Origin of the sequence: Clostridium carboxidivorans P7 (assembly GCF_001038625.1) — a bacterium.
Classification (GTDB): Bacteria; Bacillota; Clostridia; order Clostridiales; family Clostridiaceae; genus Clostridium_AM; species Clostridium_AM carboxidivorans.
Genome location: NZ_CP011803.1, coordinates 3,176,693 through 3,191,694 on the forward strand (window position 1 = coordinate 3,176,693; position 15,002 = coordinate 3,191,694).

11 protein-coding genes are annotated in these 15,002 nt (G+C 32.0%); 4 read left to right on the plus strand and 7 right to left on the minus strand.

Features of this window, described 5'->3' with window-relative positions; genetic code table 11:
• The first annotated feature begins 3 nt into the window (after positions 1-3).
• Positions 4-1,689: a methyl-accepting chemotaxis protein gene (locus Ccar_RS13850; protein ID WP_007063107.1), complete on the plus strand. Its 1,686-nt coding sequence runs from the start codon at positions 4-6 to the stop codon at positions 1,687-1,689.
• A gap of 113 nt (positions 1,690-1,802) precedes the next feature.
• Here Ccar_RS13850 and Ccar_RS13855 read toward each other — a convergent pair whose 3' ends face one another.
• Both Ccar_RS13855 and Ccar_RS13860 read right to left on the minus strand, forming a co-directional pair.
• Positions 1,803-3,788, minus strand: coding sequence for a BslA/BslB family hydrophobin (locus Ccar_RS13855; RefSeq protein ID WP_007063106.1), 1,986 nt, complete (start codon positions 3,786-3,788; stop codon positions 1,803-1,805).
• Positions 3,789-3,899: 111 nt separating this feature from the next.
• Positions 3,900-4,118, minus strand: a complete 219-nt coding sequence (locus tag Ccar_RS13860; RefSeq protein WP_007063105.1) for a 4'-phosphopantetheinyl transferase family protein — start codon at positions 4,116-4,118, stop codon at positions 3,900-3,902.
• A gap of 162 nt (positions 4,119-4,280) precedes the next feature.
• Between Ccar_RS13860 and Ccar_RS13865 the strand changes: the two genes are divergently transcribed.
• Positions 4,281-7,604, plus strand: coding sequence for a beta strand repeat-containing protein (locus Ccar_RS13865; RefSeq protein WP_048030095.1), 3,324 nt, complete (start codon positions 4,281-4,283; stop codon positions 7,602-7,604).
• A 420-nt stretch (positions 7,605-8,024) separates the two neighbouring features.
• On the opposite strand, the gene Ccar_RS26100 is transcribed toward Ccar_RS13865, so the two are convergent.
• A complete protein-coding gene (locus Ccar_RS26100; RefSeq protein ID WP_007064250.1) occupies positions 8,025-8,591 on the minus strand; it encodes a TetR/AcrR family transcriptional regulator in 567 nt (188 codons plus the stop codon).
• Between the two features lie 142 nt (positions 8,592-8,733).
• Between Ccar_RS26100 and Ccar_RS13875 the strand changes: the two genes are divergently transcribed.
• The gene (locus Ccar_RS13875) at positions 8,734-9,432 is read left to right on the plus strand and encodes a type 1 glutamine amidotransferase domain-containing protein (protein WP_007064249.1); all 699 of its coding nucleotides are present in this window, start codon (positions 8,734-8,736) and stop codon (positions 9,430-9,432) included.
• Between the two features lie 119 nt (positions 9,433-9,551).
• Positions 9,552-10,373: a nitroreductase family protein gene (locus Ccar_RS13880; protein WP_007064248.1), complete on the plus strand. Its 822-nt coding sequence runs from the start codon at positions 9,552-9,554 to the stop codon at positions 10,371-10,373.
• Positions 10,374-10,930: 557 nt separating this feature from the next.
• Here Ccar_RS13880 and Ccar_RS26105 read toward each other — a convergent pair.
• The 4 genes from Ccar_RS26105 to Ccar_RS13905 form a co-directional block, all read right to left on the minus strand.
• Positions 10,931-12,493 carry a tetratricopeptide repeat protein gene (locus Ccar_RS26105; RefSeq protein WP_007064288.1) on the minus strand — a complete coding sequence of 521 codons (1,563 nt, stop codon included), beginning with the start codon at positions 12,491-12,493 and terminating at the stop codon, positions 10,931-10,933.
• A gap of 366 nt (positions 12,494-12,859) precedes the next feature.
• Positions 12,860-14,230 (minus strand): MATE family efflux transporter, encoded by a 1,371-nt coding sequence (locus Ccar_RS13895; RefSeq protein WP_007060512.1) that lies wholly within the window; start codon positions 14,228-14,230, stop codon positions 12,860-12,862.
• A gap of 65 nt (positions 14,231-14,295) precedes the next feature.
• Complete coding sequence (locus Ccar_RS13900) at positions 14,296-14,691, minus strand: response regulator (protein WP_007060511.1); 396 nt, start codon at positions 14,689-14,691, stop codon at positions 14,296-14,298.
• Positions 14,692-14,775: 84 nt separating this feature from the next.
• On the minus strand, positions 14,776-14,967 hold the full coding sequence (locus Ccar_RS13905; protein WP_007060510.1) for a hypothetical protein: 192 nt from the start codon (positions 14,965-14,967) through the stop codon (positions 14,776-14,778).
• Positions 14,968-15,002: the final 35 nt, after the last annotated feature.

Sequence of the window (15,002 nt, forward strand, 5' to 3'; positions counted from 1 at the left end):
TTTATGAAAAGTATCAAATTCAAAATTATTGGAAGCTTTCTCATTCTACTATTACTAATTATAGTTAATTTCATTTTTATTTTAAACATGCTTAAATTACAAAAGCAGGATGCTCTTTTAGTTAACCTAGCTGGCAGACAAAGAATGTTAAGTCAGACAATGAGCAAAGATACCTTTTTACTTGCTCAAAATGACAAAATCCAGGGTGTTAATGTAGACGCTGTAAAGGCAGACTTAAAAAATTCAGCAGACCTTTATGACAAAACTAGTAAAGCATTCTTAAATGGTGGAACCACTTTGGATACTAATAACGCAGAAGTAACTATTAATAATCTAGGAAAAAATGTTTCTATAGCTCAAAAAGCTGATGATCTCTGGAAACCATTTTATGAAAGTGTAAAAAATGTTTTAGAAAAAGATGATATTAAATCTGTTAAGTTTATAGCTGAAAATAATAACAATTTGCTATCTTTATCTAACAACATTGCCACTTCTCTTCAAAAACAATCTGAAGCAAAAATTAGTTTAATAAAGATTGTTCAACTTTTTATTACTATTATAACTTTTATAACTTTCATTATTATTGTACTATTTGTAAACAAATCAATAGTAAATTCATTAAAAATGGCTGTTAGTAATTTGAATACTATTTCTACAGGAGATCTTTCTAATGTAATTTGTGAAAACAGAAAAAAACGTGAAGATGAAATTGGTGAAATTGAAAATTCTACAGAAATTATGTTATGTTCTCTGAAAAATTTAGTAAATAACATAAAAGGTGGTTCAAGCCATATTGAAGCGTTAGTTAACAATATTTCAAAAAACACCTCAAACCTAAACACAAATATAGATGATGTTTTAATGACTACAGAAGATTTAGCTCAAAGTATGGAGAAAAACGCTGTATATGCTGAACAAATGGCAGCATCTTCTGAGAAAATTGAACGTTCATTAGATTTCATTACGGAAAAGTCTCAAAACGGTTTGTTAACTTCAACAGAAATTCATAATAGAGCTATCAATACAAAAAGCAATTTTAAAGAATCACAGGAAAAAACCTTATCAATTTTTTCAAAAACAAAAGCAGATTTAGAAAAGGCCATTGAGGATTCAAAAATTGTAGATCAGATTAATGTACTTTCAAAAGCTATTATAGAAATAACCTCTCAAACAGATCTACTAGCTTTAAACGCAGCAATTGAAGCTTCTAGAGCAGGTGAGCAAGGAAAAGGTTTTTCAGTGGTTGCTGACGAAGTTAGAAAGCTAGCAGAAAAATCAAAAGCTACAATATTTGAAATACAAAATATAAATGCTAGAGTAACAGAAACCGTTAACATACTAGCAGTTAGCTCCAGTGAACTGCTAAAATATATTTCAAAATATGTTATCAAGGACTACAAGTCAATGTTAGATATATCAGAAAAATATATAGAGGATACAAGCTTTATCAATACTATTATCCATGAATTTGGTTCTACTGCAAAAGACTTAACACTTTCAATTGAAGAAATGCTAAAAGCTATAGATCAAGTAGCTAATTCTTCAGTTAAAGGTGCACAGGGAACCTTAGATATAGTTGAAAAGATGAACAATATAAATCAAGAATCCAGTGAAATAATGCATCAAGCTTCACTATCAAGGGAAAGTACAGAAAAATTGAACATAGATATAAATAAATTTAAAATTTAGTAAAAAACTCTTTTCAAGTAGCGACTCATAGTAAATAGAAATTTCCAGTTTCTGTAACGACCCCAGGGGTACTAGGGCGAACTCAAAAGTTCGCCTTGCTCTATTATTAGTTATCAGTGGATATTGATATTAATATCTGTAAGATTCTCTGTGTTTATATTTATATTATCACTTGAACCAGAATAAGAACCTATTAACTTGACGGTACAGATTTCGTCTTGAAACGGTGTAATAATTGTATATGTCCCATCAGCATTTAAAGTTCCTAGTGCTATTAAAGCACCGCCAGCACTTTCTAGAGATACTCCACATCCTGATAGAACAACCCCATTAGGATTATTTACACGCCCGCTTATTACACATGTAGGCATGGAAACAAATGCTGCAGATTCTGTTTCTGTACCAGCACTCCATGTTTTAGCTGTTCCCAATCCATCTGAATCAGCTGCAACTTTAAAGTTATATGTATTTGCATCTGGTATAGTTTTGTTTATCAACTTAAGCACTATTGCACTACTTGTACTTGCATTTACATCGGTTAATGTTACTGTCTGTCCGTTGTTACCTATTTCTTCTTGATTTAATGCTGTTTCTTCGCCATCTGCTATTTTAAATTTATCAGTTGTTAAGTCTGCTGAAAACCCTTCAGGTAAAGTAAATAAAACTGTTCCGTTTGTCATAGTCTCTCCTGGAGTATATATTACTTCAATATTTTGAGACGCTCCACGGTTTCCGTTTGCTGGAGATAATGTTATAGCCCCTGCTGTCGTAGTTGCTGGCTGTACTAAAATCGGACTTATAGATGATGACGTTAAAGTTGTAGAAGAAAAACCAACCACATGTCCATTTCCATCTATCTCATAAACTGCCAAATATTTATTATTCACCGTATCTACTCCACTTATGTCCTCTCCGATAGCTAGAGGGCTTGTTCCTGTTACTGTATCACCTAAATACGGCGATCTTATTTCTGCGTTTGATATTTTATACACCAAAGTATTGCCGTTTGTTGGAATCGCCATTGCAGATGTAGTTCCTGGTGTACTTCCTTGTGTAAAGTTTATCAGCAGCTCAGCCGGCGTTGTCAATGCTTCCACTTTATAAATGTATCCATTCGTTAATCCTGTTATAGCACTTCCTGTTAGTGCTGCCGCTAAGTCTTCTGCCCTTTCTCTATCAGTTTGAGCTTCACTTAAAGTTCCATCAGCTAACACCCCGTAATAGTTTGTTCCTTTTGTTACTATATATTTTAGCCCTTGTACCAATCCTGTTATAGTGCTATCTCCTGCTGTTGCTCCTTGTACCGAGCCGCTTCCCACTGCTACTTCTTGCGAATTAATTGTTATATTATAAGAAGCATTGTCAGGTACATGAATAGTGCTTGTTACCTCTTGAGTTTCTGAAGATGCCGCTATTCTAAGCACATAATCTCCGGATACAACTGGCGAATTGATTCTAAACACTCCACTATCTTCTATTATTCCTGTTCCAACTGGATGTTGAAATTCCTCATCTCCCTGTGTATATAGGCCTATTGTTAATCCTGTAAATGTTATATTATTGTGACTTGTGATAATTCCACTTACAGAATAAGTTGTTGGCGGCACATATGTACCACCATCACTTGATGGCACTGGTACAACTGGTGGTGGTGGTACCACAATGCTTAGGTTTCCATTAGCATCATAGGCAACTTTATTTGGAGTTGCTAGTGTTGTTATTGGAGTGCTGGAATTTTCAAGATAAGCAATAAAATCAAAGGGGGTATCTCCTGTAACAGCTTTAATGGCTGCTTCTGATATTATATCAGCGCTTATATATGCCTTTCTCACATCGTCATAATAAGCTTTAATTGATTTCTTCCTTTTTACAAAATCAATATATAACTTAGACTGCGGATCATCTTTTCCATTTAGCACTTCAGCTAATGCCGAATCCCTTAACGCTTGATATTGATATTCATAGGTTTTATTATCCTCTGCGTCTATAGATATTGCTACTGGTTTGGCTTTTACTACTGTTGTACCTACTGCTACTACTATCAAGCCTGTTATTACCGTTTGGGATAGTACAGAAAAAATTTTTTTACTTTCTTTCATTGAATTTCCTCCTAATAATACATTTTTTTATTCTGATAAAATTCGTTTTAATTGATATCTTTAATTATCTTAGATTAAAGCAAATAATGTAATAAACTTGAATTTTCCAAATTATTCTTCATTTTCTATTTTATTTTTAATATTATCGTATATATCTTCTACAGCTTTATCATCAACAGCACATACCACAAAGTCTTCAGAGTGGTCTATGTTAAAATTAAGCTTCAAATACTCCTTTAAATAAGGTTTTCCAAAAGATAAAAGCACTTGACATAGAATATGCAACAATAGAGTTGTAGGTGATTTTCTTTTAGTTAATGTAGTTATCATTCCTTTCTACCCTCTGCAAATCCGTTCTATCACTTTTATATTGTTTTTAAAATTACATATGAGACAATGTAAAAAAAGTAAACCAAAAAATTTTACAGTGAAATAGTAAAAGGTATATTAATTATTCGATTTTTATGTATAGGAAAGATTAGGAGGAAGTTTATGGATAAAAGTAAAAAGAAATGGCTTGCAGTATTATCAAAAACTGCAATACTAGGATTAATATTAACAACAGCAAGTTCGAAGGCTGCGGCCAAACCAGCAGCAATAGATATAAATGGCAAGGATAGCAAGGTATACGAATACCAATTGGAAGCACTAAAAGATTCAGCATTAGCAGAAGTATTGAATGGAAAAAGTGATTCTGCTGCCAAATTATACAATGATTTTATTCAAAGAAGAATGTCAACTAAAGCTTATTATGATGATGTAAGAAATGCTTATGTAAGCTTTGATGTAATATCCAAGGCAGCAATTGATGCTGCATTATCAGGTGGAACTAAAAAGTTTGATTTTAAAACCTTTATGGAAGACACAGGTAATCCAACAATAACAGTAGATGCAAATAAAGTGACAGTTGATGAAAATGGAAATGTAGCGGTTAAATCTCCCTTTGGAAATAATACAGAATTGAGTGATGGAGGTATTCATGCTTCAAACTATGAAATTTCAACCACAGGAACCTTTGGAGCCTCTGATGCTGCAAAAGTTACCACGATAAGTGGACATATATCCATAAAAGATGTCGACGCCTCAGAAAGTGATTCGATAGTTTTACAAAATTTAAATATTAAAGGGACTCTTAACGTTGATTTTGGAGAAGGTAGTGTAAAGTTATACAATGTAAAAGTAAATGGTATTAATATAACTAATGTAGGTTCACACTCACTTGGACTTTTTGGTGAGTCTGTAGCTGATTCTGCTGATGTAAATGACTCAAACAGCAATGCACGTGTACTGGTAGCAGATAATTCTAGAATCGGAAGAGCTGTTGCACATAGCGGAGCAAGATTTGAGATAGCATCAGGGGCAACTAATCCACATCCTTTTACAGAAGTTGTATTGGCACCTGCAGACAAACCATCACCTAGTAATGCAATTACTTTTGTAGGAGGAAAATTTGATAAAGTAACCAGTGAAAAACCAGCAAATGCAGCAGTAGAGGCAGGAGCGACTTTACAGAGCGTAGTAGCAAATAGTAATCTGACTTTTTCAGGAGTAGGTTCTATTACTAAATTGGAACTTCCAACTCCAAACACGACTGTACAATTACCAGCAGCTCCAACAGGAACTGTTTTAGTTACTGCAGCAGCAGTAGGATCAAGAGTAATTGTTCCAACTGGAGGAACTGTAGGTACACTAAATGCTAATGCAGCTGTAGCAATTTCAGGATCAGGATCTATTGGAACAGCTAATTTAGGAGCTAGTGGAGTTACAATGGAAACTAGACCAACAAATATAGGAGTAACGGCAGGTGTAACAGCAACTGTTGCTGGGCAAACTGTCAATTCTAGTAATGCTACAGTAATAACAGCAGTACCAACAGATTCAACACCAGCAGTACCAGTAGTAACACCACCAAGTGGTGGAGGATATGTGCCGCCTGCAAATGCAGCAGGAGCAACAATTACAACAGCAGCAGTAGCAGCTAGTAAAACATCTAGCAGCATAACAATAACAGCGGCAGAAGCAAGCACAAATCCAGGAAGTCAGAATATAGAATATGCAATCAGTACAAATGGAACAACATCACCAACAAGTGGTTGGCAAGCAGGATTGACATTTACAGGACTTAATTCAAGTACAGGATACTATGTATGGGCAAGAACAGCAGGAAAGACAGGGTATAATGCAGGTACAGCAGTAGTAAGTTCAGCAATTACAACAGATGCAGCAGCAAATGCAGCAGGAGCAGCAATTACAACAGCAGCAGTAGCAGCTAGTAAAACATCTAGCAGCATCACAATAACAGCGGCAGGAGCAAGTACAAACCCAGGAAGTCAGAGTGTAGAATATGCAATCAGCACAAATGGATCGTTAGCACCAACAAGTGGTTGGCAAGCAAGTTTAACATTCAGTGGACTTAATGCAAGTACAGGATACTATGTATGGGCAAGAACAGCAGGAAAGACAGGGTATGATGCAGGTACAGCAGTAGTAAGTGCAGCTATTACAACAGATGCAGCAGCAAACGCAGCAGGAGCAGCAATTACAACACCAGCAGCAGAAGTAAGTAAAACATCTAGCAGCATCACAATAACAGCGGCAGCAGCAAGTACAAACCCAGGAAGTCAGAGTGTAGAATATGCAATCAGCACAAATGGATCATTAGCACCAACAAGTGGTTGGCAAGCAGATTTAACATTCAGTGGACTTAATTCAAGCACAGGATACTATGTATGGGCAAGAACAGCAGGAAAGACAGGGTATGATGCAGGTACAGCAGTAGTAAGTGCAGCTATTACAACAGATGCAGCAGCAAACGCAGCAGGAGCAGCAATTACAACACCAGCAGTAGCAGCTAGTAAAACATCTAGCAGCATCACAATAACAGCGGCAGCAGCAAGTACAAACCCAGGAAGTCAGAGTGTAGAATATGCAATCAGCACAAATGGATCATTAGCACCAACAAGTGGTTGGCAAGCAGATTTAACATTCAGTGGACTTAATTCAAGCACAGGATACTATGTATGGGCAAGAACAGCAGGAAAGACAGGTTATAATGCAGGTACAGCAGTAGTAAGCGCAGCTATTACAACAGATGCACTAGCAGACTTAACATCGCCAGCATTTACAACAACAGCTACAAACAATGCGGTGGCAATCATGTTAAATGAAGGAATATTCAAAACAGGTACAATAGGAGCTTCTGATTTCACATTCACAGGAACAGATGCAACTGCTTTAGCAGCAGGAACATTTACCAGAGAAAACGATATGGTGGTAAGAATTACAGGGGTTACATTAAAAGGTGGAGCAGATAATGTAGTAGTTGTTAAGGGAGAAGCACAAGCAGTTCAAGCAGCATCAGTAGTAGTAGCATCAGGAACAGTTACAGTACCACTAGTAATCACAGCAGTTCAACTACATGATGTTACTTCAGATACTGGATTTGGTAATGAAGATGGTGATGCTCTTACAATAACATTCTCAAAACCAATGACAAATACAAGCGCTTCACTGACTGCAGCAGATCTTGAAAACTTACTCAAATTTAGTGGTGTAGTTTATATTGATGGTTATCCTATAGATATAATAGATGGTAACAATTTTGATAATGTTCAATTAAGCTATGTGTTTAGCAATAATAACACTACATTAACAGTTACTAACATTGATAATACTTTCCCTTCTAAGATAACAACCAATACTTTTTATATAGGGTCAACTGTACAGTTTCAATCAGCTACACCGAACTTTAAAGATTTAGCAGGAAATGATGTGAATGGTGTACAAGGAGATAGTTTAACTATTACTGCTAATTAAATCTAAAGGGCATAAAATATTAGCAAGCTCACTTTGTTCGCCAAGGACTCTTGGGGGCAATGTCATCAAGCTAAAATAGAAATTATTTACAACAAATGATATTTAAACTGTAAACTTGCATTTCTAAATTAATGATTGCAAGTTTGCAGTTTTTTTGTTTTAAGAAGTTATTTTTGAAACTGCTTAAATATGATTTTTCCTATTTATCGATTTTATTGTAATTTTAATAATCCTTGCATATTTTTGCAATAAAGGCTCGTACATTATTTCATTTCTTTTAAAATCCATTTTATTTCTTCTTCAAGATAGCTTTTTGGTTTCATAAAAAATCACCCCATAGATAAGATATACCTAGAAAAAAAGGTATTCAAATTGATTATTGGGGCGATTTTCAAAAGTTGGCCTTGCTTAAATATAGTGCTATAGTTCCCTAACATCATAAACTAAAGGATTTATCAGTTTTAACACAAGCTCTGCAAGTTGTGCAGGAGTTTCTGTAAAATTATTCTCCAGCCAATGAGCTTTTACTTGAACTAAACCGCCTAATAGAAAATGTTTCATATATGATATTTCTAAATCAGAGTTGGCATAAAGTTTAATAATTGCTTGGTCAAAATATTTGCCCATATAGGGATAATAGAAATCCATAACTTTATGATTCACCTTGCTTTTTTTCACTAATAACAAAAAATCCTTATTTTTATGCCAATAATGAAAATAAGTTACTAATATTTTAAACATATTCTTTTGTGACATTTGTTCTATTTCATCAAAACAGTCTTTATATAATTTTTTTACATATTCATGAAGTACTTCTTCCTTTGTATTAAAGTTTCTATAAAAGGTTTGACGGGTTAAGTCAGCCTTTTTTATTATTTCTGTAATTGTAATCTTATTAAATTCTTTTTCTTCCATTAAAGCTAAAAGAGCTTCTGTAATCCACGTTTGGGACTTTAAAGCTGTGATGTTTTGTGTTTCTTTTTTCATAAAAGTTACATTCCTTTCTATAATGTATCACTTAAGCTAAAAGTATTGACCATACTTTTCTGATATTATATTATATAAGCAAATAAGTTACAAGTGTAACATTTTTTTAGAGGACAGAGGACAGTGAAGGAGGAACATTATTATGGATAAAAAAATATTAGTTGTTGTTACAAATATAGATAAATATGAAAGTACAAAAGAACCAACAGGTTTATGGCTTGGAGAGTTGGTGCATTTCTACAATAGAATTCAAAAAGATGGAATTAAAATGGATATTGCCAGTATTCAAGGAGGAAATGTGCCTATTGATCCACTGAGCGTTAGTGAAAATATCCTTGATGAAGTAACAAGAAAGTACTATGAGGATGAAGACTTTATGAAGAAATTAAACAGCAGCTTAAAGCTAGGTGAACTAAATCCAGAGGATTACAGAGTTATTTATTTCACTGGTGGTCATGGAACAATGTGGGACTTTCCAAATTCTTCTGAGATCCAAGAGATGAGTAAAACTATTTATGAAAATGGTGGTATATTATCTGCTGTATGTCATGGAGTTGGAGCTTTATTGAAGATTAAGGATAAGAATGGTGAACTTGCTATTAAGGGAAAAGAAGTGACTGGTTATTCAAATACTGAAGAAGAGCTTGCAAATGCTATGAACAAGATTCCTTTTCAATTAGAGGAAGAATTGAAGAAAGCAGGTGCAAAATACACAAAAGCATTAAATCCATTTGTATCTTATACAAGAGTAGATGGTACTGTTATAACTGGACAAAATCCTCAATCAACAGAGGAAGTAGCAGAAAAGGTGTTAGACGTGTTAAAGATGATAGAAAAATAATCAATTTAAGAAAAATGATAAGTATTTTTTAGATGACAGAGGACAATTTTCTTATATAAATAAAACTTTCGTATGTGCAAAAATTGAATAAAAAATAAAATGTGAGTGGAGATGTTAATATGATGAAAGTAGATACTGAAAAGTGTGTAGGATGTGGACTATGTGTTAAGGATTGTTTTCCAAAGGACATAGAAATGGTTGATAACAAAGCTAAGATTAACAATGTAACTTGTTTTAAATGTGGCCATTGTATAGCAGTATGCCCTAAAGCAGCAATAACGACTGATGAATACAATATGGAAGATGTAAAAGAATATAATAAAGAAGATTTTTCAATACAGCCTGATAGTTTATTGAATTTCATTAAGTTTAGAAGAACTATAAGACAATTTGAAAATAAGCCAGTAGAGAAAGAGAAGCTTTCTAAAATTATAGAGGCAGGAAGATTTACTCAAACTGGCAGTAATATGCAGGATGTATCCTATATAGTAGTAGAAAAAGGAATACAGGAACTTAAAGCTTTAACTCTTAAAAGTCTGAAAAAAATAGGAGAAACTATGTTAGCTAATCTAACTCCTCAGACTATGGCATATAAGAGATATGCTGAATTATGGTTAAAAATGTATGAAGAATATTTAGAAAATCCTAATTTCAATGACAAACTATTCTTCAATGCTCCAGCATTAGTAATTGTTACAGCTAATTCAATTGTAGATGGTGCCTTGGCTTCTTCAAATATGGAATTAATGACTAATGCCTTAGGACTTGGAACCTTCTTCAGTGGATTTTTTGTAAGAGCTGCACAAGATAATAAAGAGATTTTGCACTTCCTTGGACTTAAGGAAGACAAACAAGTTGTTACCTGTATGGTGATAGGATATCCAGAAGTTAAATATATGAGAACTGTACCAAGAAAAGATGCAGATATAGCCTGGAAATAATATTTAGATGTTGTGGAATTGTGCTTTTGATATAGGAGCTCTGGAAACAGAGCTTCCTATCCTTACCAACGGAAGAATACAAAAATCAAACAGAGGCTTCCAGTTTATATAATGCCCCCAAGGATACTAAGAGATATCTTCATCACTAGATAAGGATATCTCTTAAATTTTAAGGTTTTACAAAAATTTTATATAAGATAGAATCAGGATTGTAAGATTGAAAACTTAATATAATAAGAAGCCAACATGTAAAAAATAAAAATATTAATGTACATATTATGAGTAATACAATGTGTATAGGTTTTGATTTTTTCTTTATTAAAAGTTTCATGTTTTTTATTACACCAATAAATGAAATAATAATTGTACTAAGGGTGAGTATTATAAATACTAAAAATGAGTCCATTTTATGCATATGAGGTACTCCTTAAAAAATTTTTTATTAGTTCTCTGTACCGATTTTTGCAAGAAGCCTGACCCTTTACAGAGGTTGGAGTTTAACTGACAATCTCTGTTGCTATAACTTTTAAAGATTGTATTAAGAAATCTTAAATTGATTACTTATTATTATTTTCATCTTCATTATTAGTAGAATTATCCTCTTTTAGCTTTTGCTTTAATTCATTAGCTATTTTGTAACATTCTTCAGCCTCTTCGTTTCTTTCAAGAGCAGAAAGAGCATATCCTTTGTTATTATATGCAGATGCGTAATCCGGAGTAAATTTAATAGCTAAATCATAACATTCAATAGACTCCTCATTTTGCTCAAGATCATAAAGAGCAATTCCTTTGTTATAATATGCTTTTGATAAATTAGGATTGCACTTGATAGCTAAGTTATAACATTTTATAGCATCCTCTTTTTTCTCAAGAGTATAAAGAACAACACCCTTTTTAGAATATGCCTCTGCTGATGTAGCATCTAATTCTAAAATTTCATTTAATTTACTTAGTGCAGCTTCATAATTTTCATTGTTATATAATTTTGTAACTTCATCAAAGAATTCATTTACTTGTTTAATAATATTATCATATTTATCACCTTTATAAATTATGTCAACCATGCCATCTTCAGATATAACAACTATTATGCAGTTACCTGTCAAATTTTCTTTCAATGAGTATTTAATAGCTGAATTATATCTTGATCCTATTGAAGAATCACCATGATTTTTATCTACGATTCCATCAAGTATTACCCCTATAGCATATAAGCAGGAATTTATGTCAATACATATAGCTCCATCCATATTTGTTATTTTATACATTAGATCTTCTAAGCAATCTTCATTGATTAAACTTTTTTCTTTAATTTTTATAGATTGATTTATAAGCTCTTTAGTTTCACTTTTTGCAAGCTTTGGTGTAGTTATTACTAGTGTAGTTCCATGCCTTTGATTTTTAGCATAACCTACTATTTTCTTTAATGAGTTTATTTTTTCTTCTAACTCTGATTCTTTAAAGTCGTTATTAAAAGCTTTCTTAAGAGCACTTTCTAGTGTACTTTCAGAGTATCTATTTTCTATTAAATTTGGCTTTCCATTTTTTATATTTACTAAAAATTTTTCATTTACAGCACATTCAGTTATTTCTGTATTATCATTTTTATTTATTATTTGGTTTGTAATAAAAATAAAATTTATTCTATGTTCAAATCTACCTGTAAAGTCAAATATGAAAATAGGAGTGCTTTTTTCAAGTTGGAGTTGAAGTTTACTTAATTCAGTAAATTTACCTAATCCATATATTTTTTCATTATCTCCAATTAGATAAGTATCTTTATCTGAAGTCTGTAGTAATTTTCTTACTTTTCTATGTTCATCAAATGTAATAGACTTGTCTAGTTTTATGTAGTAATTTACATATTTATCTGCTAAATTTTTATTCATAATGGCAACTTTTGCACAAACATCTATGCCCTCATAGGTTAAAGTAGATATATTGTTTGTTTCTTCAAACAAACTATTTTTAAGACAATCAAATTTATCTTCCCTTTTTTCAGCACATACTGATGAAAAAACCTTTTTTATATAATCTCTTGTTTTTATAGTTAAATAGTCATCTACATTAAGATATTTATCATCTAGGTTATCTTCATCATCTTTAAAAAATTCATCCATTAAAAATCTTAAAAAAGAATAGGACTTATCTTTTTTAAAAGTAGATGTAATGTTGTAACTGAATCAATTGTAATATGAGATTTAATTGATGGTGACCACCAATAATCATGCCAACATAAGTATTCATAACCCCAACTTTGAAAAATTTCATATGCTGGAGCGAATTCTGTTAATTATTTAACAGCAAATGAGGGGAAAGCACAAACTAGAGTGTTTCAATCTTTATGGGCAGAAAACAAGTAAAGACTTTTAGTTATGAGAAAGGTAGAACTTTATAAAATCACCTAGATATTTAAAAACTAAACATAAATTTAAAAAGCATAACTTATACAATAGTTGTAAGAGTTATGCTTTTTAAATTTATGTTTAGCTTAACTTTCTATATTCTAAATTGTAATCTGATAAATCTAATTGTTTAATTTCCTTAAAATAGTTTTTACATGTCAAACCTTCATAAATTATCATGAAAATCCAACCTAAGGCCATGGCATAGCATACACCTGAAATTCCTAAGTATGGTGAAAGAATATACGATGCTGCAACTCTTATAAAGATTTGCATAACTGTCGCAATAAAAGTTACACGTAGCTTGCCAATACCTCTGAAGAATCCTTGATAAATATTGCAAAAGCCTGAAAGTATATAGAAAATAGACATTGGCATTAAGTATTTTACGCCTATTAATATAACCTCTTTTTCAGAACCAGAAACAAATAAGCTCATAATTTTTTCTGCTCCTAAAAATACAACCAGAGCAGCAGTAATACAATATGCGGTAACTATAATATTGCTTTTTTTGTAACCGGCAATTATTCTATCAAATTTTCTTCCACCCTTATTTTGAGCACAATACGTACCAATAGATGTAGAAAAACTATCAGCAGGTGCTAGCATAAATGAATCAACTCTTGTAACAGAGTTATATGCAGCTATAGCATTTATTCCAAAAGGGTTAACAGCACCTTGAACCAGCAACTTTCCAATGTACAGGCAAGTTTGCTGTAGTGCTGTTACCCAACTATATTGTATAGTTTTTTTTATTAGTGACGTATCTATAATAAATTCACTTAGATTAATGCTTATTAGTGGAATTTTAATATAAACATACAATATACACAATACAGAGGATATACCCTGTGCAATTACTGTTGCAATTGCTGAACCAGTTACACCAAGCTTAAATACAACGATAAAAATAACGCATAAAATCCCATTAAGAATACAGGAGAAGAGTAAGAAAATTAGAGGAGTTTTTGAATCTCCTATAGCCCTAAGTGCTGATGAGTAGAAATTATATAAGAACGAAAAAATTAAACCTCCAAATATTATTTTTAAGAATATATCAGCACTATTTAAAATTTCCTTAGGTGTACCAGTTATTACAAGGATCCATCTAGATAAAAATATGCAGATGATAGACATTACTAGAGTGAAAGCTATTCCTATAATTAAAGCTGTAGAAACTTCCTTCTTTAAATCTTTATATTTACCAGCTCCAAAGAGCTCTGACATAAGCAGAGAAGTGCCAATACAAATGCCAAGTATAAAGAAAATTGCAATTGACATAATTGGATTTGCAACGCCTACTGATGCTAATGCATTCTTTCCAATAAATCGGCCCACAATTATGGCATCTGTTGTATTATAAAGTTGTTGAAATATATTTGCAAAAATCAAAGGTAGAGTAAAAGTTATTAATATTTTCGATGAACTTCCTTGAGTCATATCGCCTTTCATGAATTAATCCTCCAATATATTGTAATCTTTTGTATTCATTTTAATTAAGTAAATTAAGTTTTTATTTATGCTAAGTTTAATAATTCTTCAATATTGTATAAACATTTCTGCAATTTTATTAAATATATTACTTTTTTTATAATTACTACGACTTCAAATTCATTAATTGGTTCAATAATATAATATTCAGCCCCTGATAGATAAGCTTGAACAATATCTTCTTTGTCATTTGTCTGAGAAACTACTATAATTTTTCCATTAAATTTAGAGATTAATTTACTATCAATAAGTATTGGTAAATCTATAATAAGGATATCAATATTCTTTAAATCTAACAAATAGCCATCTGAACTAAATTTAGAATAACTAAATTTTATTATCTCTCCCAAATTGTATTCTTGAATAATTTTAGATAAAGTTAAATTAGTAGATGTATCATCATCAATAATGAGAAAATTCATTAATAATCACCTCTTAATGTACGTACCATCTTACAAAATTGTGTATATATTTAATTAATGGTAGAATCTTCACGTTAATGCAGGTTATACTATATTTATCTTCTTTGGAATAATATTTGTATCATCTATACTATTTTTGCCTTTACAGAACAATGCAATGAATTCTGTATTGGTTATTCTGTTTTCATGCATGATTGTATCAATTGCATCTGAGATGCTGCAATTTTCTATTAGACAGATTTCTTCTATTTTATTTATGAACTCTAATTTTGTCATTATACTTACCCCCTATAAAATAATTCTTAGATTTA

Excerpts from the sequence above, each read along its gene's own strand:
- Ccar_RS13850 (WP_007063107.1), top strand. The coding sequence starts at position 4 with ATGAAAAGTATCAAATTCAAAATTATTGGAAGCTTTCTCATTCTACTA.
- Ccar_RS13855 (WP_007063106.1), bottom strand. The coding sequence starts at position 3,788 with ATGAAAGAAAGTAAAAAAATTTTTTCTGTACTATCCCAAACGGTAATA.
- Ccar_RS13860 (WP_007063105.1), bottom strand. The coding sequence starts at position 4,118 with ATGATAACTACATTAACTAAAAGAAAATCACCTACAACTCTATTGTTG.
- Ccar_RS13865 (WP_048030095.1), top strand. The coding sequence starts at position 4,281 with ATGGATAAAAGTAAAAAGAAATGGCTTGCAGTATTATCAAAAACTGCA.
- Ccar_RS26100 (WP_007064250.1), bottom strand. The coding sequence starts at position 8,591 with ATGAAAAAAGAAACACAAAACATCACAGCTTTAAAGTCCCAAACGTGG.
- Ccar_RS13875 (WP_007064249.1), top strand. The coding sequence starts at position 8,734 with ATGGATAAAAAAATATTAGTTGTTGTTACAAATATAGATAAATATGAA.
- Ccar_RS13880 (WP_007064248.1), top strand. The coding sequence starts at position 9,552 with ATGATGAAAGTAGATACTGAAAAGTGTGTAGGATGTGGACTATGTGTT.
- Ccar_RS26105 (WP_007064288.1), bottom strand. The coding sequence starts at position 12,493 with ATGGATGAATTTTTTAAAGATGATGAAGATAACCTAGATGATAAATAT.
- Ccar_RS13895 (WP_007060512.1), bottom strand. The coding sequence starts at position 14,230 with ATGAAAGGCGATATGACTCAAGGAAGTTCATCGAAAATATTAATAACT.
- Ccar_RS13900 (WP_007060511.1), bottom strand. The coding sequence starts at position 14,691 with ATGAATTTTCTCATTATTGATGATGATACATCTACTAATTTAACTTTA.
- Ccar_RS13905 (WP_007060510.1), bottom strand. The coding sequence starts at position 14,967 with ATGACAAAATTAGAGTTCATAAATAAAATAGAAGAAATCTGTCTAATA.